This window comes from Jannaschia helgolandensis, from assembly GCF_900109285.1.
GTDB lineage: Bacteria > Pseudomonadota > Alphaproteobacteria > Rhodobacterales > Rhodobacteraceae > Jannaschia > Jannaschia helgolandensis.
Genome location: NZ_FNZQ01000001.1, coordinates 781768 through 802496, shown reverse-complemented (window position 1 = coordinate 802496; position 20729 = coordinate 781768). Strand labels below are relative to the sequence as shown.

The 20729-nt window shown below is 65.7% G+C and carries 20 protein-coding genes; 9 read left to right on the top strand and 11 right to left on the bottom strand.

Annotation, left to right across the window (positions count from 1 at the left end; genetic code table 11):
• Positions 1–142: 142 nt before the first annotated feature.
• Positions 143–2374, top strand: a complete 2232-nt coding sequence (gene ptsP / locus BMY38_RS03830) for a phosphoenolpyruvate--protein phosphotransferase (RefSeq protein ID WP_092759898.1) — start codon at positions 143–145, stop codon at positions 2372–2374.
• Between the two features lie 33 nt (positions 2375–2407).
• On the opposite strand, the gene BMY38_RS03825 is transcribed toward ptsP, so the two are convergent.
• The 3 genes from BMY38_RS03825 to BMY38_RS03815 all read right to left on the bottom strand — a co-directional run bounded on the left by BMY38_RS03825 (position 2408) and on the right by BMY38_RS03815 (position 5052).
• Positions 2408–3175 carry a FadR/GntR family transcriptional regulator gene (locus BMY38_RS03825; protein WP_092759896.1) on the bottom strand — a complete coding sequence of 256 codons (768 nt, stop codon included), beginning with the start codon at positions 3173–3175 and terminating at the stop codon, positions 2408–2410.
• A 209-nt stretch (positions 3176–3384) separates the two neighbouring features.
• The gene (locus BMY38_RS03820) at positions 3385–4035 is read right to left on the bottom strand and encodes a YiaD family glycine zipper/OmpA-like lipoprotein (protein ID WP_092759894.1); all 651 of its coding nucleotides are present in this window, start codon (positions 4033–4035) and stop codon (positions 3385–3387) included.
• Between the two features lie 150 nt (positions 4036–4185).
• The gene (locus BMY38_RS03815; RefSeq protein WP_092759892.1) at positions 4186–5052 is read right to left on the bottom strand and encodes a methylated-DNA--[protein]-cysteine S-methyltransferase; all 867 of its coding nucleotides are present in this window, start codon (positions 5050–5052) and stop codon (positions 4186–4188) included.
• A gap of 104 nt (positions 5053–5156) precedes the next feature.
• On the opposite strand from BMY38_RS03815, the gene nth reads away from it, so the two are divergent.
• The 3 genes from nth to denD all read left to right on the top strand — a co-directional run bounded on the left by nth (position 5157) and on the right by denD (position 7929).
• Complete coding sequence (gene nth / locus BMY38_RS03810) at positions 5157–5807, top strand: endonuclease III (RefSeq protein WP_092761175.1); 651 nt, start codon at positions 5157–5159, stop codon at positions 5805–5807.
• A gap of 76 nt (positions 5808–5883) precedes the next feature.
• The gene (locus tag BMY38_RS03805; protein WP_092759890.1) at positions 5884–6870 is read left to right on the top strand and encodes an adenosine kinase; all 987 of its coding nucleotides are present in this window, start codon (positions 5884–5886) and stop codon (positions 6868–6870) included.
• Positions 6871–6948: 78 nt separating this feature from the next.
• Positions 6949–7929 (top strand): D-erythronate dehydrogenase, encoded by a 981-nt coding sequence (gene denD / locus BMY38_RS03800; RefSeq protein ID WP_092759888.1) that lies wholly within the window; start codon positions 6949–6951, stop codon positions 7927–7929.
• Positions 7930–8043: 114 nt separating this feature from the next.
• Here the strand turns inward: denD and BMY38_RS03795 are convergent, their stop codons facing one another.
• The gene (locus tag BMY38_RS03795) at positions 8044–8238 is read right to left on the bottom strand and encodes a SlyX family protein (protein ID WP_092761173.1); all 195 of its coding nucleotides are present in this window, start codon (positions 8236–8238) and stop codon (positions 8044–8046) included.
• Between the two features lie 73 nt (positions 8239–8311).
• Here BMY38_RS03795 and hisS point away from each other — a divergent pair, with 73 nt between their 5' ends.
• From hisS to hisG, 3 genes are read left to right on the top strand one after another with little or no spacing between them, the layout of a single operon-like run.
• Complete coding sequence (gene hisS / locus BMY38_RS03790) at positions 8312–9826, top strand: histidine--tRNA ligase (protein ID WP_092759886.1); 1515 nt, start codon at positions 8312–8314, stop codon at positions 9824–9826.
• Complete coding sequence (locus tag BMY38_RS03785; protein ID WP_092759884.1) at positions 9823–10914, top strand: ATP phosphoribosyltransferase regulatory subunit; 1092 nt, start codon at positions 9823–9825, stop codon at positions 10912–10914. The genes hisS and BMY38_RS03785 overlap by 4 nt, the downstream gene beginning before the upstream one ends.
• Positions 10911–11597 (top strand): ATP phosphoribosyltransferase, encoded by a 687-nt coding sequence (hisG, locus tag BMY38_RS03780; protein ID WP_092759882.1) that lies wholly within the window; start codon positions 10911–10913, stop codon positions 11595–11597. The genes BMY38_RS03785 and hisG overlap by 4 nt, the downstream gene beginning before the upstream one ends.
• Here hisG and BMY38_RS03775 read toward each other — a convergent pair.
• The 4 genes from BMY38_RS03775 to BMY38_RS03760 all read right to left on the bottom strand — a co-directional run bounded on the left by BMY38_RS03775 (position 11594) and on the right by BMY38_RS03760 (position 14783).
• A complete protein-coding gene (locus BMY38_RS03775) occupies positions 11594–12241 on the bottom strand; it encodes a DUF938 domain-containing protein (protein ID WP_092759880.1) in 648 nt (215 codons plus the stop codon). The genes hisG and BMY38_RS03775 overlap by 4 nt on opposite strands.
• Positions 12241–13296 carry an NAD(P)/FAD-dependent oxidoreductase gene (locus BMY38_RS03770; protein ID WP_092759878.1) on the bottom strand — a complete coding sequence of 352 codons (1056 nt, stop codon included), beginning with the start codon at positions 13294–13296 and terminating at the stop codon, positions 12241–12243. The genes BMY38_RS03775 and BMY38_RS03770 overlap by 1 nt, the downstream gene beginning before the upstream one ends.
• 89 nt (positions 13297–13385) lie before the next feature.
• Positions 13386–13847, bottom strand: coding sequence for an OsmC family protein (locus BMY38_RS03765; RefSeq protein ID WP_092759876.1), 462 nt, complete (start codon positions 13845–13847; stop codon positions 13386–13388).
• Between the two features lie 3 nt (positions 13848–13850).
• Entirely contained in the window at positions 13851–14783 is a 933-nt protein-coding gene (locus BMY38_RS03760; RefSeq protein WP_092759874.1) for an aldo/keto reductase, read from the bottom strand.
• Positions 14784–14887: 104 nt separating this feature from the next.
• Here BMY38_RS03760 and BMY38_RS03755 point away from each other — a divergent pair, with 104 nt between their 5' ends.
• Entirely contained in the window at positions 14888–16126 is a 1239-nt protein-coding gene (locus BMY38_RS03755) for a Y-family DNA polymerase (RefSeq protein WP_092759872.1), read from the top strand.
• Positions 16127–16221: 95 nt separating this feature from the next.
• Positions 16222–17355, top strand: a complete 1134-nt coding sequence (locus BMY38_RS03750) for an alkene reductase (RefSeq protein WP_092759870.1) — start codon at positions 16222–16224, stop codon at positions 17353–17355.
• A gap of 106 nt (positions 17356–17461) precedes the next feature.
• Here the strand turns inward: BMY38_RS03750 and BMY38_RS03745 are convergent, their stop codons facing one another.
• From BMY38_RS03745 to BMY38_RS03735, 3 genes are all read right to left on the bottom strand, one after another.
• Positions 17462–18553, bottom strand: a complete 1092-nt coding sequence (locus tag BMY38_RS03745; RefSeq protein WP_092759868.1) for a BMP family ABC transporter substrate-binding protein — start codon at positions 18551–18553, stop codon at positions 17462–17464.
• A 30-nt stretch (positions 18554–18583) separates the two neighbouring features.
• A complete protein-coding gene (locus tag BMY38_RS03740; protein ID WP_092759866.1) occupies positions 18584–19513 on the bottom strand; it encodes an ABC transporter permease in 930 nt (309 codons plus the stop codon).
• A 124-nt stretch (positions 19514–19637) separates the two neighbouring features.
• Positions 19638–20720, bottom strand: coding sequence for an ABC transporter permease (locus tag BMY38_RS03735; protein ID WP_092761171.1), 1083 nt, complete (start codon positions 20718–20720; stop codon positions 19638–19640).
• Positions 20721–20729 lie beyond the last annotated feature (9 nt).

The following is a 20729-nucleotide window of genomic DNA, read 5'->3' as shown; positions in this document are numbered from 1 at the left end:
AAAACCGGGGTCTGGCGCGTGCCTGTCTGTTGGGCAATGTCGTGATCCCGTTACACTGTAGGGCCATTGGGGCGACGTCGCCCCTCCCCTTTCGGCATCCGCTCGCGTAGGGTCGGTCGCAACAGGCAAGCCGGGGCAAGAAATGTCAGCGCCAAAAGACAGTGACAGCCGCAAACTTCTGCGGCGGCTTCAGGCCGTCATGGCAGAAGCAGCTGCGGGGCAGGAACGGCTCGACCGGATCGTGACGCTTGTCGCCTCGTCGATGGCGACCGAGGTCTGTTCCATTTATCTTCATCGCGACGACCAGACGCTGGAATTATGCGCGACGCGGGGGTTGAACCCCGACGCTGTCCACGTCACCCGGATGCGCGTGGGCGAAGGTCTGGTCGGAAGCGTCGCCCGCAGACGGGCACCGATCAATACCGCCGATGCTCCATCCACCAAGGGTTTCCGGTACATGCCGGAAACGGGCGAGGAGGTATATTCCAGCTTTCTCGGCGTGCCGTTACAGCGTCTGGGCGAACGGCTGGGGGTTCTGGTGGTGCAGTCCAAGGACGCGCGGGAGTTTTCCGACGACGAAGTCTATGCGCTCGAGGTCGTGGCGATGGTTCTGGCCGAAATGACCGAACTGGGCGCGTTTACCGGCGAGGGCGAGGCCCTGAAGCCGCGGCACCGTCAGCAGGTGCTGTTTCGCGGTGTCACCGGGCAGGAAGGCGCCACCGAGGGTGTCGTGCATCTGCACGATCCGCGTGTCGTGATTTCCAATCCGGTCAGCGATGACCCCGAGGGCGAAAAGGTTCGCCTGAATGAAGCCGTCGACAAGCTGCGGCTGTCGGTCGACCGGATGCTGACGCAGGCCTCGGGCGACCGCGAACAGGAGGAGGTGATCGAAGCCTTTCGCATGTTCGCCTATTCCCGGTCCTGGCTGCGCCGCATGGAAGAAGACATCAACGCCGGCCTGACCGCCGAGGCCGCCGTTGAAAAGGAACAGACCGTCGCCCGCGCGCGCATGGCGCGGGCCGATCCGTATCTGCGCGACCGGCTGGCGGATCTGGACGACCTGTCGAACCGGCTGTTGCGGATGCTGACGGGACAGGGGCGCGACCGGGGCACGCTGCCCGACAACGCTGTGCTTGTGGCGCGCAACATCGGGCCGGGCGAGTTGCTGGAATACGGGCGCACGCTGCGCGGTGTGGTGCTGGAGGACGGATCGGTCGGCAGTCATGCCGCTGTCGTGGCCCGTGCCTGGGCCATACCGCTGGTCATCCAGGCGCGGGGCATCGTCACCGAGGCGCTGTCGGGCGACAGGATTCTTGTCGACGGCGATCAGGGTGTCGTGCACCTGCGCCCCGACGACATGGTGCGGTCAGCCTTCGGCGAGAAGCTGGCGATGGCCGAGCGGGCGCAGCAGCGCTATGCTTCGATCCGCGATACCGACTGCGTAACGGAAGACGGTCACCGGATCGAGTTGATGATGAACGCCGGGCTTATGGCGGATCTTCCGTCCCTGCCCACATCGGGGGCGCAGGGCGTGGGCCTGTTCCGCACCGAGCTTCAGTTCCTGACCCGCAACAAGGTGCCCAAACGCGGCGAGTTGGCGACGCTGTATTCGGGTGTGATGGATGCGGCGGGCGACAAGCCGGTGGTGTTCCGCACGCTGGATATCGGCTCGGACAAGGTGCTGCCCTACATGAAGGCCACCGAGGAGCCGAATCCGGCACTGGGCTGGCGCGCGATCCGTGTCGGACTGGACAAGAAGGGCGTGATGCGGATGCAGTTGCAGGCGCTGTTGCGCGCCGCCAACGGTCGTCCCTTACGGGTCATGTTCCCATTCGTCGCACAAATGGAAGAGTTTCTCGAGGCGCGGGCGCATCTTTTGAACGAAGTTCATCGCGAGAAATCGCTGGGTCACGCTTTACCCGAAAGCCTGAGCGTCGGCTCGATGCTGGAAACGCCGTCGATGGCCTTCGCTCCGCGCAAGTTTTTCGAGGAGGCGGATTTCATCTCGATCGGTGGCAATGACCTGAAGCAATTCTTCTTCGCCGCCGACCGCGAGAACGAGCGGGTGCGCCGTCGCTATGACACGCTCAATGTCAGCTATCTGTCCCTGCTGGACAAGATCGTGAGCCGCTGCGCCGAAACGAAGACCCCGGTGTCGTTCTGCGGCGAGGATGCCGGTCGCCCGGTCGAGGCGCTGTGCTTTGCAGCGATGGGTCTGCGGTGCCTGTCGATGCGGCCCGCCTCCATCGGCCCGGTCAAGAACATGTTGCTGAAGGCCGATCTGGGTGAAGTGCGCCGGGTCATAGAAACAGCGCGCGAGGCGGGGGATCAGACCGTCCGGCCCGCAGTGATGGACTATCTGCGCGCGCGGTGATGTGGCCGGTGATGGGGATCTGGTTGCCGTTGCCTAGCGCCCGACCTCCTGCTGCAACCGCAGCTTCGCCACGCCCTCGTGCCGGTCGGCTTCCTTCTGGTCGGCCAAGCTGCCGCGGACATAGTTCAAATGTGCCTCGATCGCCTGTTTCGCAGCCTCGGGATCGCGCGCCTGCAAGGCCAAGTTGATCGTCCGGTGCTGATCCAGCAGGGTGTCGCGCGTCGTGCGTTGCCGGAACATGACGGAGCGATTGTAGAACACGCCTTCGCGCAGCAGGTCCATCATGGAGCGCATCATGTGCAGCATGATGACGTTGTGCGACGCCTCGACAATGGCCATGTGAAAATCGGCGTCCAGTGCCGCCTCGTCGGTCGGGTCGCGCTTGTCGTGGGCGGCTTCCATCTTGCGAAAGATCGTGTCGACCAGCGCCAGATCGGTATCGCTGCCATGTGTGGCGGCGCGGGCGGCGGCCAACCCCTCCATGTCACGACGAAAGGCAATATAGTCGAAGAGCGCGTCTTCGTGGCTGGCGAACAGGCGGGTCAGCGCGGGCGAGAAGGCGTTGCCCAGAACATCGGCGACATAGATCCCGGCCCCGGCGCGGGTTGCCAGCAGTCCACGGTCCTGCAACTCCGCCACGGCCTCACGCAGGGAGGGGCGCGACACGCCCATCCTGTCCGACAGCTCCCGCTCCGGCGGCAGACGATCACCCGGACGCAGGATGCCCCGCAGGATCAGCTGTTCGATCTGCCGGGTCACGGCAGAGGCCAGCTTTTCGGACGTGATCTTCTGGAATGGCACGGGGACTCTCCGGGAATTGGTCAGAAGATATGACCACGCGGAAGGAACGCAACCAGAAACTGTGACCCCCTGCCCGGTTGCCGGGAGTGGCGGAGCGGAGGGCGGCAAAAGTCATTCCAGCATTGAAGCATTCCGGAAACTACGGTTCCGCCAATGCAACAGGCCCCCGGCGATGAACCGGAGGCCTGCGACTGATTGATCGGATCGGATCAGCGGGTGGGTGTGATGATGACCTCGACCCGGCGGTTCTGACGACGTCCCTCGGCAGTATTGTTGGACGCGACGGGCTGCGATTCGCCCCGACCGATCGGGATCACACGATTGCCCGGCACACCCTGCTGCAGCAGGATATTGGTGACGGCGCGGGCACGACGTTCCGAAAGATCCTGGTTGTAGGCGGCAGAACCCTGGCTGTCGGTATGGCCGATGACCTGTACGCGGGTGTTCGGATACTGGTTCAGGTTGCGACCCAGGGCACGAATGTCAGCCTGAAGGTCAGCCCGCAGCGCGGCGCTGTCGGTGTCGAACAGGATATCCTGAGGCAGAGTCACGATGAGTTCGTTGCCGGTGTTGGTGATCAGGATGCGATCATCGCCCAACTGGCGGCGCAAATCGGCGGCCTGACGGTCCAAGTTGGCACCGATTGCCCCACCGGCGAGTCCACCGACCGCGGCGCCGATCAGGATTTCGTCACGGCGGCTGCCTTCGCCGGTGATGGCACCGGCTGCGGCACCGATACCGGCACCGATCAGGGCACCGTTGCGGGTGCGGTTCGGTTCGCCCGTCGTGACATCCACACATCCCGCGAGGGTCAGCGTGCCGCCAAGGGCAATTACGAGGGGGGTCTTGAATAGGGTCATGTCCGTCTTTCCGGTTTTTCGGTTATGCCGTGGCACAACGCACGATTGCGATAACCCGTTCCATCGTCACGGTCGGATTCTGACCTGGTGCGCGGGCGTCCGCCGCAGCAGGTGCGCGCGGATCGCCAGATAGGCAATAACAGTCGTCGGTCATCCGGTCGCGTCCAGTCGTGCACCCTCCCATGCCAGCATGGCGCGCTTGACCGGCAGACCCCAGTGATACCCGCCAAGTCCACCGGATTTGCGCAGCGCCCGGTGACAGGGAATCAGCCAGCTGACCGGATTTCTGCCGACAGCCGTCCCTACGGCGCGCACCGCCCTGGGGTTGCCGACCGCATTCGCGATCTCGCCATACGTGGTGACGTGGCCCGAGGGGATGCGCATCAACGCCTCCCACACCTTGATCTGGAACGGCGCGCCGATCAGGTGCAGATGCGCCTCGCCGCGCAAATCCGTCAGGGCCTGCGCCTGTGGGGCCAGCGCTGCGGCGTCTTCCACGAAGGTCGCGGCGGGCCAGCGGCTGGACATGTCGGCGTATGCTCCGTCGCGCCCGGTCTCGGACGAGAAGGCCAGCCCGCAGATGCCCCGGTCGGTCGCCATCACCAGCATCTCGCCGAAAGGTCCGTCGAACCAGCCGTGGCGAATTGTCAGACCCGCACCACCGCGCGCATATTCGCCGGGCGACATCGCTTCCCAGCGCAGAAACAGATCATGCAGGCGTCCGGTGCCCGACAGGCCGGTGCTCAGGGCCGTATCCAGCAGGGTGAACCGCTCCGACAAAAGCACCTTGGCATGGCCCAGCGTCAGATATTGCCGGAACCGCTTCGGGCTGACCCCGGCCCAGGCGCTGAAGACCCGCTGGAAATGCGCGGGGCTGAGATTCATCTGGCGGGCCAGATCGTCCAGCGACTGCGGCGAATCGGCCTGCGCGTCGATCAGGTCGATGGCACGCCGCATCAATGCGTAGTGATAGCGACTGTCGGTGTCAGGTCGGGTGTGGGGCGCAAGATCGGTCATGAGGCTGTCTCCTGATCCGCAACCTACGCCCGGCGCGCCCGTCCCGCGACCCGGAACCTGCGGAAACCTTGCCCCCTGCGCCCGCGCTTGCCATACCCCGCCCGATGGCCAAACAGCTTCCCTACCCCGCAATGCGCGAGATCTTCGCCCGCTTCCAGACCGCCGAGGCGGAACCGAAGGGCGAATTGGAGCATGTGAATGCCTTTACCCTTGTCGTCGCGGTGGCCCTGTCGGCGCAGGCGACGGACGCCGGCGTCAACAAGGCCACACGTGGATTGTTCGCAGTGGCCGATACGCCGCAGAAGATGCTGGCGCTGGGACTTGACGGCGTGACCGAACATATCAAGACCATCGGGTTATTCAGACAGAAGGCAAAAAACATCATCAAGCTGAGCCAGATGATCGTCGACGATTATGGCGGTGAAGTCCCATCGTCGCGCGCCGCCCTGACCCGCCTGCCGGGCGTCGGTCGCAAGACGGCAAACGTCGTGCTGAACATGTGGTTCGGTCATCCGGCGCAGGCCGTCGACACCCATATATTCCGCGTCGGCAACCGCAGCGGCATTGCACCGGGCAAGGACGTCGATGCCGTCGAACGTGCCATCGAGGATAACGTGCCTGCCGAATATCAGCACCACGCGCACCATTGGCTGATCCTGCATGGGCGTTACATCTGCGTGGCGCGAAAACCGAAATGCGGTGCTTGCCTGATCCGGGATCTGTGCCAGTTCGAGGACAAGACCGAACCGGCCTGACGCATCACTTCATTCAAATATCTCAACCGTGCGGCGGCAGAACGCCCGCTCGGACGCTATCATCAAGGACGCCTCCATGAACCAGACCTACGACGTCATCGGCATCGGCAACGCCATCGTCGACGTGATCTCGCCCGCGCCGGACACATTCCTCGACCAGATGGGCATCGAAAAGGGCATCATGCAGCTGATCGAGCGGGAGCGTGCGGAACTTCTCTATGCCTCCATGTCCGAACGGGTCGAAGCGCCCGGCGGATCGGTCGCCAACACGCTGGCCGGAATCGGTGCGCTGGGCCTGTCGACGGCGTTCATCGGCAAGGTGAAAGACGACGCGCTGGGGCGGTTTTACGCGCAGACGATGGAAGCGTCCGGCACGGCCTTTCCGTATCCGCCGCAGGCCGTGGACCTGCCAACGTCGCGGTCGATGATCTTCGTCTCGCCCGACGGGGAGAGGTCGATGAACACCTATCTGGGGGCGGGTGCCGATATCTCGTCGTCGGAAGTGCCCGACATGTTCGACGGCGGAGGGCTGCTCTTCCTTGAAGGTTACCTGTTCGACAAGCCCGAGGGAAAAACCGCCTTCGCCGAGGCCGCCGCCAAAATGAAAGCCGCAGGCGGGCGATCCGCCATCACCCTCAGCGACCCATTCTGTGCCGACCGCCACCGCGACGATTTCCTGCGCCTGATCGCCGACGGTATGGACATCGCCATCGGCAACGCCGCCGAATGGACGACGCTGTATGAAACCGACGATCTGGACCGCGCCATCGGCAAGGCGGCCGAGGTTTGTGATGTCGTCGTCTGCACGCGCAGCGGAGAAGACGTCTGGGTCCGGTCGGGCGATACCCGCTTGACCGCGCCCGTCACGCCGACGCAGGTCGTCGACGCCACCGGCGCGGGCGATCAGTTCGCCGCCGGTTTCCTGTATGGCGTGGCATCGGGCCGCGACCTGGAAACGGCGGCGCGCATGGGCGTGGTCTGCGCGCATGAAGTCATCGGCCACTTCGGTCCCCGCCCGCAGGAAAATGTGGCCGCGTTATTCGCCGCACATGGGCTGACCTGACGATCTGCGATCCGGCGGGGCTGGCACAGGGCCGCCCCGTCGCCTAGCGTGACGATATATCTGGCGGAAGGAACGGCCATGCACATTCTCATCACAGGCGCGTCCGGCATGATCGGTCGCAAATTGACGGCAGCCCTGGTGGCGAAAGGCAGCTTGCAGGACCAGCCGATCACCGGACTGACCCTGGTGGATATCACGGCTCCGGTGCTGCCCGACGGGGTCCCCGGCGCGGCCCTGGCCGCCGACCTGTCGGACGCCGCCGCCGCCCCCGCCCTGATCGACGCGCGACCGGACGTGATCTTCCACCTGGCCGCCATCGTCTCGGGCGAGGCGGAAGCCGATCTGCACAAGGGATACGCCGTCAACCTGCACGGCACGCTGGCGCTTTGCGACGCAATCACCCGGCAGGAGGATTATCGCCCGCGCTTTGTTTTCGCGTCGTCCATCGCGGTTTTCGGGGCACCTCTGCCCGATGTCATTCCCGACGATCAGCCGACCTTGCCGCTGACCAGTTACGGCACGCAGAAGGCGATGGGAGAGATGCTGATCTCCGACCTGTCCCGGCGCGGCGCGCTGGACGGGATCGCCCTGCGCCTGCCGACGATCTGCATCCGGCCGGGCAAGCCGAACGCGGCTGCCTCGGGCTTCTATTCCTCGATCCTGCGGGAGCCTCTGGTGGGCGATCCGGCGGTTCTGCCGGTGCCCGATACAACGCGACACTGGTTTGCCTCACCCCGCGCCGCCGTGGGGTTTCTGATCCATGCCGCCGAGATGGATCTGACGCCGCTTGGGCAGAACCGCGCCCTGTCGCTGCCCGGCGTCGATGCCACAGTGGGCGACGAGATCGCGGCGCTGGAGCGGATCGCGGGACCGAAAGCCGTCGCCCTGATCCGGCGCGAACCGGACGCGACGATCGCAAAGATCGTGGCGGGCTGGCCGCAGGCCTTCGACCCGGCCCGTGCCCGCGCCCTGGGGTTCGAGGCCGAGCCGGACATGGATGCCATCATCCGCGCGCATATCGAGGACGAACTGGACGGGCGCATCCCGGTCGCCGACTGACCGGGACCGCAGCAGGCCAGAGACGCCTCCGCCTGAGGCTCGGGTCCTGCCAGCCTGCGACCCGTCCCTCGACTGTACCAGCGTAACTCGGTGGGTTCGTCGATCAGCGCGGCCCTACCAATGCGGCGGGCGCTGATCGGCCAGCGGGACGGAAGCCCCGCCTGAGGCCTCCGCAGTGGCGGCGCGTTCCATAAGGCGCAACACGCGGCGTTGCAGGGTCGTGATCTCGTCGGCCTGACGCGCGACGACATCGGACAGGTCCTCGACCTGCCGGGTCAGATGAGCGATGCGTTCTTCGAGGTCTTGCATGAAGGTGTCCTCAGGTTGCGCGCGCAGGGCGCTGGACGTATGCACGCGGGCGATTGACGGGATCGGAAGCGACATGGCCAAAAAAGACAAGATCCGCCGCCCCCGGGCCGAAACGCCCAAGGGGTTCCGCGACTATTTCGGCGCTGAAGTGACCGAACGCAAGGCCATGCTGGACAAGATCGCCGAGGTCTACCACCTCTATGGGTTCGAGGCTCTGGAAAGCGCCGCCGTCGAAACCGTCGAGAGCCTGGGCAAGTTCCTGCCCGACGTCGACCGCCCGAACGCGGGTGTCTTCGCGTGGCAGGAAGCGGGCGAGGATGACGGCGACTGGATGGCCCTGCGCTATGACCTGACCGCCCCGCTGGCCCGCGTCTATGCCCAGCACCGCAACGATCTGCCCACACCCTATCGCCGCTATGCGATGGGCCCCGTCTGGCGCAACGAGAAACCCGGACCGGGGCGGTTTCGGCAGTTCTATCAGTGCGATGCGGATACGGTGGGCACGGCGAGCGTGGCGGCGGATGCGGAGATCTGCGCGATGCTGGCCGATACGCTGGAGGCGGTGGGGATCGAGCGCGGGGACTATGTGATCCGGGTGAACAACCGGAAGGTTTTGACTGGGGTGCTCCACAGTGTTTTCGGTTTTGATGAAGGCACAGAAGACGCACAGCTTGGCGCAGCCTACGACACCGCAACCAAGCGAGATGACGTTCTTAGAACGATCGATAAATTTGATAGAGTCGGTGCTACGGGCGTAAAGCAGCTTCTGACGGTAGGCCGAAAAGATGAATCGGGTGCGTTCATCGATGGGGTCGGTCTCACCGATTCTCAAGCGGACCCTGTCATTGCGTTTTTAACTTCAAAGGGTTCGACTTCAAAAGAAACTCTTGCGAACTTACTGATCGCTGTGGGCGAAAGCCCTGTTGGTGCAGATGGTATCGAAGAACTCCGTCAGATTTCTCAACTCCTCGGCGCCCAAGGCTACGGCCCCGACCGGATCGTCATCGACCCCTCCGTCGTGCGCGGGCTCGGCTACTACACCGGCCCGGTCTACGAGGCCGAACTGACCTTCGAGATCAAGGACGAGAAGGGCCGCCCACGGCAATTCGGCTCCGTTGCCGGCGGCGGGCGCTACGACGATCTGGTCACGCGCTTCACCGGACAGGCCGTGCCCGCCACCGGCGTTTCCATCGGCGTCGACCGTTTGCTGGCCGCCCTGACCGCCAAGGGGCGCATCGACAGAACGCCGCAGGGCCCGGTCATCGTGACCGTGATGGACCGCGACCGGATGGCCGATTACCAGTCGATCTGCGCCACGCTGCGGCAGGCGGGCATCCGGGCGGAGGTCTACCTGGGCAACCCGAAGAACTTCGGCAACCAGTTGAAATACGCCGACAAACGCGGCTCCCCGGCGGCCATCATCCAGGGCACGGACGAGGCCGCGCGCGGTGTCGTGCAGGTCAAGGACCTGATCCTCGGCGCGAAACTGGCGCAGGACGCGACGGTCGAGGAATGGAAGGAAAACCCCTCCCAGACCGAAGTGAAACTGGCCGACCTCGTGCCATTCATCCAGTCGCTTCTGGCATGATCCGCACCGCCGACCGCCAACGGGCCGCGGCCCTTCTGCAAGGTTTCCTCGACGCGGGCGCGACCCTTGTCGAGACCGAAATCCTGCAACCGGCGGGCACCCTGCTGGATCTGTATGGCGAAGATATCCGCGCCCGCGCCTTCACCACCCATGACCCGCTGACGGGCGAGGCGATGCTGCGCCCGGACTTCACGGTGCCCGTCGTTCAGGCGCACATGAACAACGGGGCGGACGTCGCACGGTACTGTTATGCGGGCGAAGTCTTCCGGCGTCAGGAGGTCGACGAGGGCCGCCCCCGCGAATACCTGCAAGTCGGGTTCGAGGTCTTCGACGGCACCGATCCCGCCGCCGCCGATGCGGAGGTCTTCGACCTGATCGCCACGGCCCTCGCCCCGTGGTCGACCCATCCGGTGACCGGCGATCTGGGCATCCTGACCGCCGCCGTCGATGGTTTGACCACGTCCGAGCCGCGTCGTGCCGCGCTGCGCCGTCACATCTGGCGGCCCAGCCGCTTCCGCCGCTTGATGGACCGGTTCACCGGCAAGGCCGCGGTGCCCGCCACGCGCACCGCTTTGCTGGCACAGGTCGCCGAAACCTCTGTCGAAGCGCTGATCGATGCGGCAGGCCCGGCTGTCGGGTTGCGCAGCGCGGACGAGATCGCGGCACGTGTCAGGGCACTGACGGAAGACGCCGCCCTGCCGCCGGTTTCGCACACCGAGGCCGAAGTGATCGGCATGCTTCTTGCGCTGGATTGCCCGATGGCGCAGGCGATCTCGCCGTTGCGGGATATGGCCGTCGACCTGCCCAGCCTGATCCCGGCCATCGACCGGCTGGAAGCGCGGGCTGCAGCGTTGGCCCGTCGGGGGCACACGCCCGATACCCTGCCGTTCGCACCCGCACGGGGCCGCACGGCGATGGAATATTATGACGGGTTCACCTTCACGTTTACCGCGCCGGGCCGTCTCGATCTGGCGCCCCTGGCGACCGGCGGACGCTACGATGCGCTGACATCCGTTCTGGGCCGCGGACGCGGTGTACCCGCGGTCGGTGGCGTGATCCGCCCCGGCCTGCTGGGAGATCTTGCATGATCCGGCTTGGCGTGCCGTCCAAGGGGCGGTTGATGGAAAAGACCTTCGACTGGTTCGGGAAGCACGGCCTGACCCTGTCGCGCACCGGGTCCGACCGCGAATACGCGGGCCGGGTGGACGGTGCCGATATCGCGCTGGTCCTGCTTTCGGCGGGCGAGGTGCCGCGCGAACTGGCCGAGGGACGCCTTCATCTGGGCGTCACCGGCAGCGATCTGGTGCGCGAAAAGCTGACCCGCTGGAACAGCAAGGTCGAGACCCTTGCCAGGATGGACTTCGGTCACGCCGATCTGATCCTTGCCGTGCCGAAGGTCTGGATCGACGTGGACACGCTGGACGATCTGGACGCCGCCGCGGCGCAATTCCGGGCGCGGCACGGGCACCGCCTGCGGATCGCGACGAAATATCACCGGCAGGTGCGCGAATTCCTTCAGGATAACGGCGTGGCTGACTATCAACTTGTTGACAGTCAGGGCGCAACCGAAGGCACCGTCCTGAACCATACCGCCGAGATGATCGCCGATATCACCTCGACCGGCGAGACCCTGCGCGCGAACCATCTGAAGGTGCTGTCCGACGGCATGATCCATGCCAGTCAGGCGACCTTGTTCCGGTCGCGGACGGCGAAGTGGACCAAATCGCAGAAGACGGACCTGGACGATCTGCGCCTGCGGTTGGGCGTCTAAAGCCCCGAAACCATCGGCGCTCGTGCAAGAATCATCAGATTGTTCGCGGGCATTTCGACAAGTTCGACGGACAGGTCGAGTGCGGTCAGAACGGATTGGATCGCCTCGATCTCCTTGTAGCCGATGGCCGCGTCCTGCGCCCGCAAGCTGGCATCGAACGCACGGTCGCCGTCGCTGGTCGTCTGGCCGCCCCGCAGAAACGGTCCATAGATCGACAGCAGACCATCCGGGGCAAGGATCCGCCGCACCTCGTCCAGCAGAATCGATAGTTCGCCATCTGAAATCAGGTGCAGCAGGTTGACGATCAACACCATATCCATTGCCGCTTCGATCGCCCATCCGGGTTGGCAGGCATCCAGATCGCCCGCTTGCGCGACATTTGGCAAACCCGTGCAATAGGCATCGATGGACACCCGGCGCACCGGGTCGGGATCGCTGGGATGGAACGACAGATCGGGCCGGTGCGCCGCCAGCGCGGCGATATGCTGGCCGGTGCCGGACGCGATTTCCAGCACATCGCCCTGACGCGGCAGACGGGGAAGCAGGACGCCCAGAATGGCCTCGCGGTTGCGGGCGGCGGCAGCGGCGGTCAGCCGTCCATCCTTGTCGGGCAGCGGCGCATCCGGCAATCGAAGGCGGCGCATCACCGAAGCCGCCCCGGATCAAGCGCCGCAACCGTCGCCGTATCGAGTTCGGGCGCGCGCCCCGCAATCAGGTCGGCCAGCAGACGCGCGGCGGCAGGGGCCGTCTGGAACCCATAGCCGCCCTGCCCGGCGCACCACCAGAACCCCTCGACCTCGGATCCGCCAAGCGCCAGACAGCGATCCGGTGTGAACGTCCGCAGACCGGCCCAGGTCGAGATCGGGCGCGTCACCTCGGGCGTCACCGCCGCCTGATAGCGGGCCATGCCTTCCGCCAGGGTCATGTCGTCGGCGAAGGCATCCACCGGGTCGGACGGCGCTTCCTCTGCCGGGGATACGATCAGCGCGCCCGCATCGGGCTTTGCGTACCATGTCTCGCCTGCTCCCATAAGCATCGGCCAGCGGGCGACGTCGTGACCGCCGGGTGCCCTGATCCGCGCCATCGACCGGCGCAGTGGCGTCAGGCCCAGCGGGCGCACCCCGGCCATGGCGGCAATCCTGTCGGCCCAGGGTCCGGCGGCGTTCACGATCTGCCGCGCGGTCGCTTCATCCGGTCCGGCCTGCACGCGCCAGCCGCCCGCAATGCGTGTGATCGTGGTCACCCGCCGCCCGGCCCGCGCTTGCCCGACAGCCCTCAGGCCGGTCTGGATCATCGCGTCCGTATCGAGATCGAAGGCCTCGACGTGGAGCGCGGCGCGCGTGACGTCCGGCGACAGGATCGGGACCATCGCGCGAGCCTCGTCCAGCGACAGCGGTTCCATCGCCATATGCGTCAGGTCGTGATCGAAGGTGTCTTCCTGTCCCGCCACAGCCAGCAGCATCAGCCCGCGCGGCGTCATCCAGCCATTCGCTGCGTGATCCGCCCGCGAGGCCCGGTTCAGCGCGACGACCGGCGGCAGGCCATAGCTCTCCTCGAACAGGGCGGCGGACCGGCCGGACGCGTGATAGCCAAAGGCGTCCTCCGCCTCCCACAAGGCGACAGAGCCATGGTCAGCCAGCGCCGCGCCGACAGATGCCCCGGCGATGCCCCCGCCGATAATCAGAAAATCCCATTCCACGGGCGGAACACTGTCACATCACGGCAGACTCCCTCAAGCGGCACGACAGGAACGCCCTGTTTTTCGCGCCGATCAGTCAGGTCCTTGCATCAGTCCAGGTGCACGACGACCTCGGACCGGACGGAGTTGGCGATGAAACAGGCCTGATGCGCCGCGTCGTGCAACGCGCGCAATGCCGCCGCGTCCGGGCCATCGCCCACCCAATCCGTCACCGGATGCAGATCGACCTTCGCGACCCAGAACGCACCCTCGCCGGTTCGTCCCATCGTGCCGGTCGCCGCATCTGCGTAGCGGTCGACCGTGAACCCGCCGCGCCGCGCCAGGTCCAGAAACCACAGCATGTGGCACGACGACAGGGCCGCGACGAATGCCTCCTCGGGATCGACGGCACTGGCATCGGACATCGGCACCGGCACGACATGTGGCGAGGAGGAGGCCGCGATTACCGCGCCACCGTCGAACGTCCAGTGGTGCCGCCGGGCATAGGCGCTATCCGCGAAATCGGCCCCGTCGCGAACCCATTCGATGGTAGCGACGTGGACAGATGCCACGGCCTAGACCTCTTCCAGCCGATCGGTCGCGGGGGCGGGCGTCGGTGTCAACGCGGTCAGCCGTGCCATCAGATCGGGGTCCAGCGTCACGTCCGACGCGGCCAGTGACGGAGCCAGCTGTTGGGCGTTGCGCGCGCTGATGATCGGCGCGGTGACCGCCGGGTGCGACGCGACCCATGCGACGGCCAGTGTCGCAGGGTGCAGACCGACCTCGGACGCCAGTTCAGATAGCCCGCGCGCCGCGGCATGCATCCAGTCCGGGGCATAGCGCGCGGCATAGCGGTCGTCTTCCGTCAGCCGCCCGGTGCCGCCCTGCGCGTATTTGCCGGACAGCAGCCCCCCGCCCAGGGGCGAGTAGGGCGCGACCGCGATACCCTGATCGGCTGCCATCGGCAGAATCTCGACCTCCGCCTGTCGCTTGACCAGGGAATACATCGGCTGGATCATGTCGATGCGGGTGTCGAAGGTCGCGGCCACACCCTGCGCCTTGACCACCTGCCAGGCGGCGAAGTTGCTGACGGCGATGTGGCGGATCGTGCCGTCCGATTGCAGGCGGGCCAGCGTCTCGAAGCTCTCCTCCAGCGGCGTGTCGCCGTCCCAGCGGTGCAGATACAGGATGTCGATCACGTCCATCTTCATCCGTTTGCGGCTGGTCTCCAGACTGTCGAGAATGTTCCTGCGTCCTGCGCCCTCACCATAGGCCGCCTTGGTCGCGACGATCAGACTCTCGCGCTCGGCCGCCGCAAACTCCCCCAGCAGGGTCTCGGATGCGCCGTCGGTATAGACATGGGCGGTGTCGAAGAATGTCACCCCCGCCGCGCGACAGGCGTCGAACATTGCCCGGCTGTCTGCTGCGTCGGCCTTGCCGCCGAACTGCATCGTGCCGAAACAAAGGGGCGAAAGGGCGGTGCCGTTCAGGCTTGTGATTTCAGTCATGGATTGATCCTAGCCCAGGCCAGCCCCGTCGCCAAGCGTGCACCTTTCAAATGTTCTCTTTTTGTTCCAGACTTGCTTGAGCCCCCGAATCTGCAGGCAGAACCATGGAAATCCGCGTCTCCACCCTTTTCTTCGATATGAACTCCTACTTTGCCTCGGTCTGTCAGGCAGAGGAGCCGGTGCTGATGGGCCGACCCCTTGGCGTGGTGACGACGGATGCGCCCGGCGCCGCCCTGATCGCCGCCAGCCGCGAGGCCAAGATGCGCGGCATCGGCATGGGCACCCGTGTGGCCGAGGCGCGCAAACTTTGCCCCGGCATCGTCTTTCGGGCGGCGAAACACGACGTCTTCGTCGAGTATCACCACCGTATCCGGGCGGCGGTCGACACCGTTCTGCCGATCGACCGGACGCATTCCGTGGATGAATTCTCCTGCCGGTTGACCGGGTCGCAGCAGATCCTGCCCCGCGCCTTGCAGATCGGGGCGGCGGTGCAGCGCGCGATCCTGACGCAGGTGCACCCGGCGCTGACATCTTCGGTTGGGGTCGCGCCGAACAAGCTTCTGGCCAAGATCGCGGCGGAACTGCACAAGCCCGCGGGCCTCGACTGGCTGACGGTCGACGTGCTGCCGGGCAAGATCGCGCATCTTCAGTTGCGGGACCTGCCCGGCATCTCCCGCGGGATCGGGGCCCGTCTGGCGCGTGCGGAAATCGACACCGTGGCTCAGCTTTTCGCGATGACCCCCGCGCGGGCCCGGCACCTTTGGGGCAGCGTCGAAGGAGAGCGCTTCCTGCGCCAGCTCCACGGCGAAACCGTGGTTTATCCCGCCACGCGGCGTCATTCGCTGGGCCACGGGCAGCGCCTGACCCCCCTGAACCGGACGCCCGAGGGCGCGCGGGCGGTGGCGCGCAGACTGCTGATCAAATCAGCCTCCCGCCTGCGCCGCGAGGGGCTGTTCGCCCGGTCGCTGCATATCGGTCTGGAATGTGCGCAGCACGGACGGCAATCGCACGACGGGGAAATCACGGCGACGCAGGATACCTTCGCCCTGTCGCAGGCCTTCGGTCGCTACTGGGCGCGATTGACCTGTGCTTACCCCCTGTCGGTATCGGTCATGCTGGGCGGCCTGCAGGACCGGCAGGCCCATGTCGCCGACCTTTTCGAAGACCGCGCGGCGGGGCAGCAGACGGCGCGCGAACGGCTCTGCACCCAGATCGACGCGCTCAATGCCCGGTTCGGTCAGGACACCATCCGCTTCGGTGAATTGCCGCCGCACAAGGTGCCTTATACCGGCGCGAAGATCGCCTTCGGTCGAATTCCCGACCAGGCGGAGTTCGGCGAATAGGCGGATATCGCGGGAACCTCGTGCGCCTGCGCACCTTTGCCTGCGCCGATCCGCTCCTATGTCGCAGGTGAACCGATTACTTCTGGAGCCAGACAATGACCGACACGCCTGCCAACGCCTCGCTGTTCACGCCGCTCGATATCGGGCCGATCACCCTCGACAACCGGGTCGTGATGGCTCCGCTGACCCGCTCGCGCTCCAAAGTACCGGGGCACGTCCAGACGCCGCTGCACGCTTTGTATTATGCGCAACGGGCCGGTGCCGGCCTCATCGTCGGCGAAGCGACGCAGATCAGCCGCGAAGGTCAGGGCTACGCCTGGACGCCAGGTATCTATACCGACGAGCAGGTCGAGGGCTGGAAGCTGGTCACCGACGCCGTGCACAACGCGGGCGGGCGCATCTTCTGTCAGCTTTGGCACGTCGGCGCGATTTCGCACAATTGCTTTCAGGAAAACAACGCGGCCCCGGTGTCGTCATCGGTCTGGACGCCCGAGGGAGAGGCCTTTGTCGGTGACTATCACCCCGATGGCCCGACCCTTCCGCACCCCGAAGCCCGCGCGCTCGACACCGACGAGATCCCCCGCCTGATCGCCGACTATCGCCATGCGGCCCGCTGCGCGCTGGCCGCCGGGTTTGACGGAGTCGAGCTGCATGCCGCCAACGGCTACCTGATGGACCAGTTCATCCGCTCGTCGGTCAATACGCGCGACGACAAGTACGGCGGTCCGGTCGAAAACCGCATCCGCATCGTCGGCGAGGTGCTCGACGCCCTGGCCGACGAGATGGATCCGGGCCGCATCGGCATCCGCCTGTCGCCATCGGGCGGTGCGGGCGGCAGTTCCGACGCCGACCCCAAGGGCACCTATACGGCGGTGGCGAAACTCTGCGCCGGGCGCGGGCTGGCCTATCTGCACGTCGTCCGCCCCAACAGCCACGGCGGCGGTGACGCAGCCGCGGCAGGCGAGATCGTCGCATCGATGCGTGCGGCCTTCGACGGCCCGCTGATCGTCAATGGCGGCTTCGACCCCGCGGAAGGCGCAAGTTGGCTGGCCGAGGACCGGGCCGACGCCATCTGCTACGGTCGTCTGTTCCTTGCCAACCCCGACCTGCCCGCCCGCATCGCCGCCGACGGGCCATACAACGACCCGGATCCGAATACGTTCTACGGCGGCGGGGCCGGGGGATATGTGGACTATCCGACGCTGAAACGGAAGGATGTCGCGGCCTGAGGCGACAAACCATGAAGGCCGGGAAAGATAGATAAGCTTCCGTGGTCGACAAGAAACGCCCGGCAGATCACTCCGCCGGGCGTTTCAATCTTATCTGACCCGAAAATCAGTTCGGGATATCGCCCGAAATACCCTCGACGTAGAAATCCATGCCCGCCAGCGTGCCATCATCGGCCACTTCGCCGTCAGCCAGCCAGGGCGTGCCGTCCTGTTTGTTGATCGGGCCGGTGAACGGATGGTATTCGCCCGCCGTGATCGCCGCGATCATCTCTTCTGCGGCGGCCTTCGCCTCGGCGGGCACCGCATCGGTGATCTCGCCGATGACGACCTCGCCTTCGGGCATGCCGCCCCAGGATGCCTGCTGCTCCCATGTGCCGTCAATGACGGCGCCCACACGTTCGATGTAGTAGGGGGCCCAGTCGTCGATGATGGATGCGACCCGCGGGCTCGGCTTGAACTGTGCCATGTCGGACGCCTGACCGAAGGTGAACACCCGGCCCCCGTTCTCGTTGGCTTCCTGCGCGGCGGCCTGCGGCGCGGTCGAATCGGTGTGTTGCAGAATCACGTCGACGCCCTGGTCGATCATCGCGCGCGCGGCATCGGCCTCTTTCGCGGGGTCGAACCAGGTATAGGCCCAGGTCACGACCATCTCGACGTCCGGGTTGATCTTCTTGGCGTGCAGATAGCTGGCGTTTATGCCCTGGATCACCTCGGGGATCGGAAACGACCCGATATAGCCGATCTTGTTCGTCTCGGTCAGATAACCCGCCAGTGTGCCGGTGACGGCACGGCCCTCGTAGAAGCGCGCATCATAGGTCGACACGTTCGGATACTCGCGCATGAAACCTGTCGCGTGTTCGAATTTCACATCCGGGAACTTGGCCGCGACGGCATTCGTCGCTTCTCCGTATCCAAAGGATGTGGTGAAGATGATGTCCGCCCCGCCCAGCGCCATTTGCGTGATCGCGCGTTCGGCGTCGGCCCCTTCGGGCACGGATTCCTGGAACACGGTCTCGACCTTGTCGCCGTATTCCGCTTCCACGGCCAGACGACCCTGATCGTGCTGATAGGTCCAGCCGCCGTCGCCGATCGGCCCGACATAGATGAAGCCGACCTTCACCGGGTCATGGGCGTCGGCAAGGACTGGCGTGGACAGGCCAAGCGCCATCGCGCCCGCCAGAAGTGTAGTCAATTTCATTGTAGTCTCCCCTTTGGTGACCCGCGTCGCTCAGGTGGACGCGTGGAACGGTTTGCCCAGATCGGCAGGTGTGTCTCCGCCCCGCCCGGCACGTCCGGAAATAAGCACGAGGACGATGATGGTGACAAGATAGGGGGCCGCCGACAGCAACTCCACCGGAACCTTCGCCCCGGCCGTCTGCAAGTTAAGCTGCAACACGACGATACCGCCGAAAAGATAGGCGCCAATCAGAACCCGGCCCGCCCGCCATGACGCGAAAACGACGATGGCCAGTGCGATCCATCCCGCGCCCGCCGTCATGCCCTCGGTCCATTGTGGCACGCGGACCAGCGACAGATACGCGCCGCCCAGGCCCGCGCAGGCCCCGCCAAAGGCAATCGCCATCATCCGCACCCGGCGCACGTGATAGCCCAGCGCATGCGCCGCATCGTGCGACTCGCCCACCGCCCGCAGGACCAGCCCGGCGCGGGTGAATTTCAGAAACGCCCAGACGGCGAAAACCAGAAGAAGGCTCAGATAGACGATGGGATCATGACCGAAGACGACACGTCCGAAAAACGGCAGATCGGAAAGAAACCCCATGTCGAGCCGTTTCAGGGAGTTCGCCTTGATGCCCACGTATCCCTGCCCGAACAGGCTCGACAGCCCCAACCCGAACAGTGTCAGCGCCAGTCCGGTCGCCACCTGATTGGACAATAACACCTGCGTCAGCACCCCGAACAGCAACGCCATGGCCGCCCCGCCGATGGCCGCGACGAAAAAGCCCAGCCACGGCGACCCGGTCTCGACGCCCGCGATGAAGCCGCTGATCGCACCCATGATCATCATCCCCTCGACCCCGAGGTTCAGGACACCTGCTTTTTCGACGACCATTTCGCCGAGGGCGGCCAGCAGAATCGGGGTCGCCGCGACCATCAGGGACGCAATGAGAAGGGTGGGGGAGATACTGCTCAGGTCCATAATATCCTCGGCAATCGGCTACTGACCGCGGTGTATATAATACAGGGCAGCCCCCGGCCGCGGGTGGGGGCCGTCGGGGGCTGCCCGATGGTGCCCATCGAGCGGACCCTTTGTGCGGCAGTCGTCACGCCACCACCCCCCGGCCAACCCGCACCCGGAAATTCGACAGCACGTCCACGGCCAGCAGGAAGAAGAGCAGCATCCCCTGAAACGCCGAGATCGCCGCGCCGGGCAGGCCCAGATTGGCTGCCGCCGCCTCGCCGCCCACATAGGTCAGCGCCATCAGCAGGCCCGCCGCGACGATACCCAGCGGGTTCAACCGGCCCAGAAACGCCACGATGATCGCCGTGAAGCCATAGCCGGATGCAAAGTCGATGCTGATCTGACCCGCAGGCCCCGCCACCTCAAACAGCCCGGCCAGGCCCGCCAGCATCCCCGACAGACCAAGGCAGAATATCACCAGCCGCGCGGTGTTGACGCCACCGAAGCGCGCCGCGCGCGGGGCCGCTCCGGCCAGCCGGATCTGGAACCCCATCAGGTGCCGCGTCATCATGATCTGCGCGAAGATCACCGCGATCACGGCAGCGACCACCCCCCAATGCGCACCGGTGCCCGCGATCAGTTCAGGGTTCGACGCCGCCTCCCAACGGCCCAGATTGCGCGAGCCCGGAAAGCCCACCGCGTCCGGGTTCCTGAGCCAGTTCACCGCAGCCGAGGCCAGCAGGTTCTCGGCCACATAGACCAGCATCAGCGACACCAGAATCTCGTTCGTCCCGAAGCGCAGTTTCAGCAGCGCCGGGATCATCGCCCAAAGGAACCCGCCCAAGGCCCCCGCGATCACCATCAGCGGAAAGATCAGCCACGATTCGGACGGATAGAACGCCAGACCGGCGGCAGCCCCGCAGATCGCGCCGACGATGTATTGCCCCTCGGCCCCGATGTTCCAGATGCCCGCCCGGAATCCCATCGCCAACCCGACCGCGATCAGGATCAGCGGCGCGGCCTTGACCAGAAGCTGGCCGCGGAAGTACCAGGCGAACTCGCCGAACACCGGGTCCCAGAAGATCGTGCGGATCGCTTCGAACGGGTCCTTGCCCAGGGCCGCGAACATCAATCCGCCCGCCACCATCGTCAGCGCCACTGCCACCAGGGGCGAGGCGGCGGCCCAGACGCGGGACGGGGTCGGGCGACGTTCCAGCCGGATCACGACATCGCC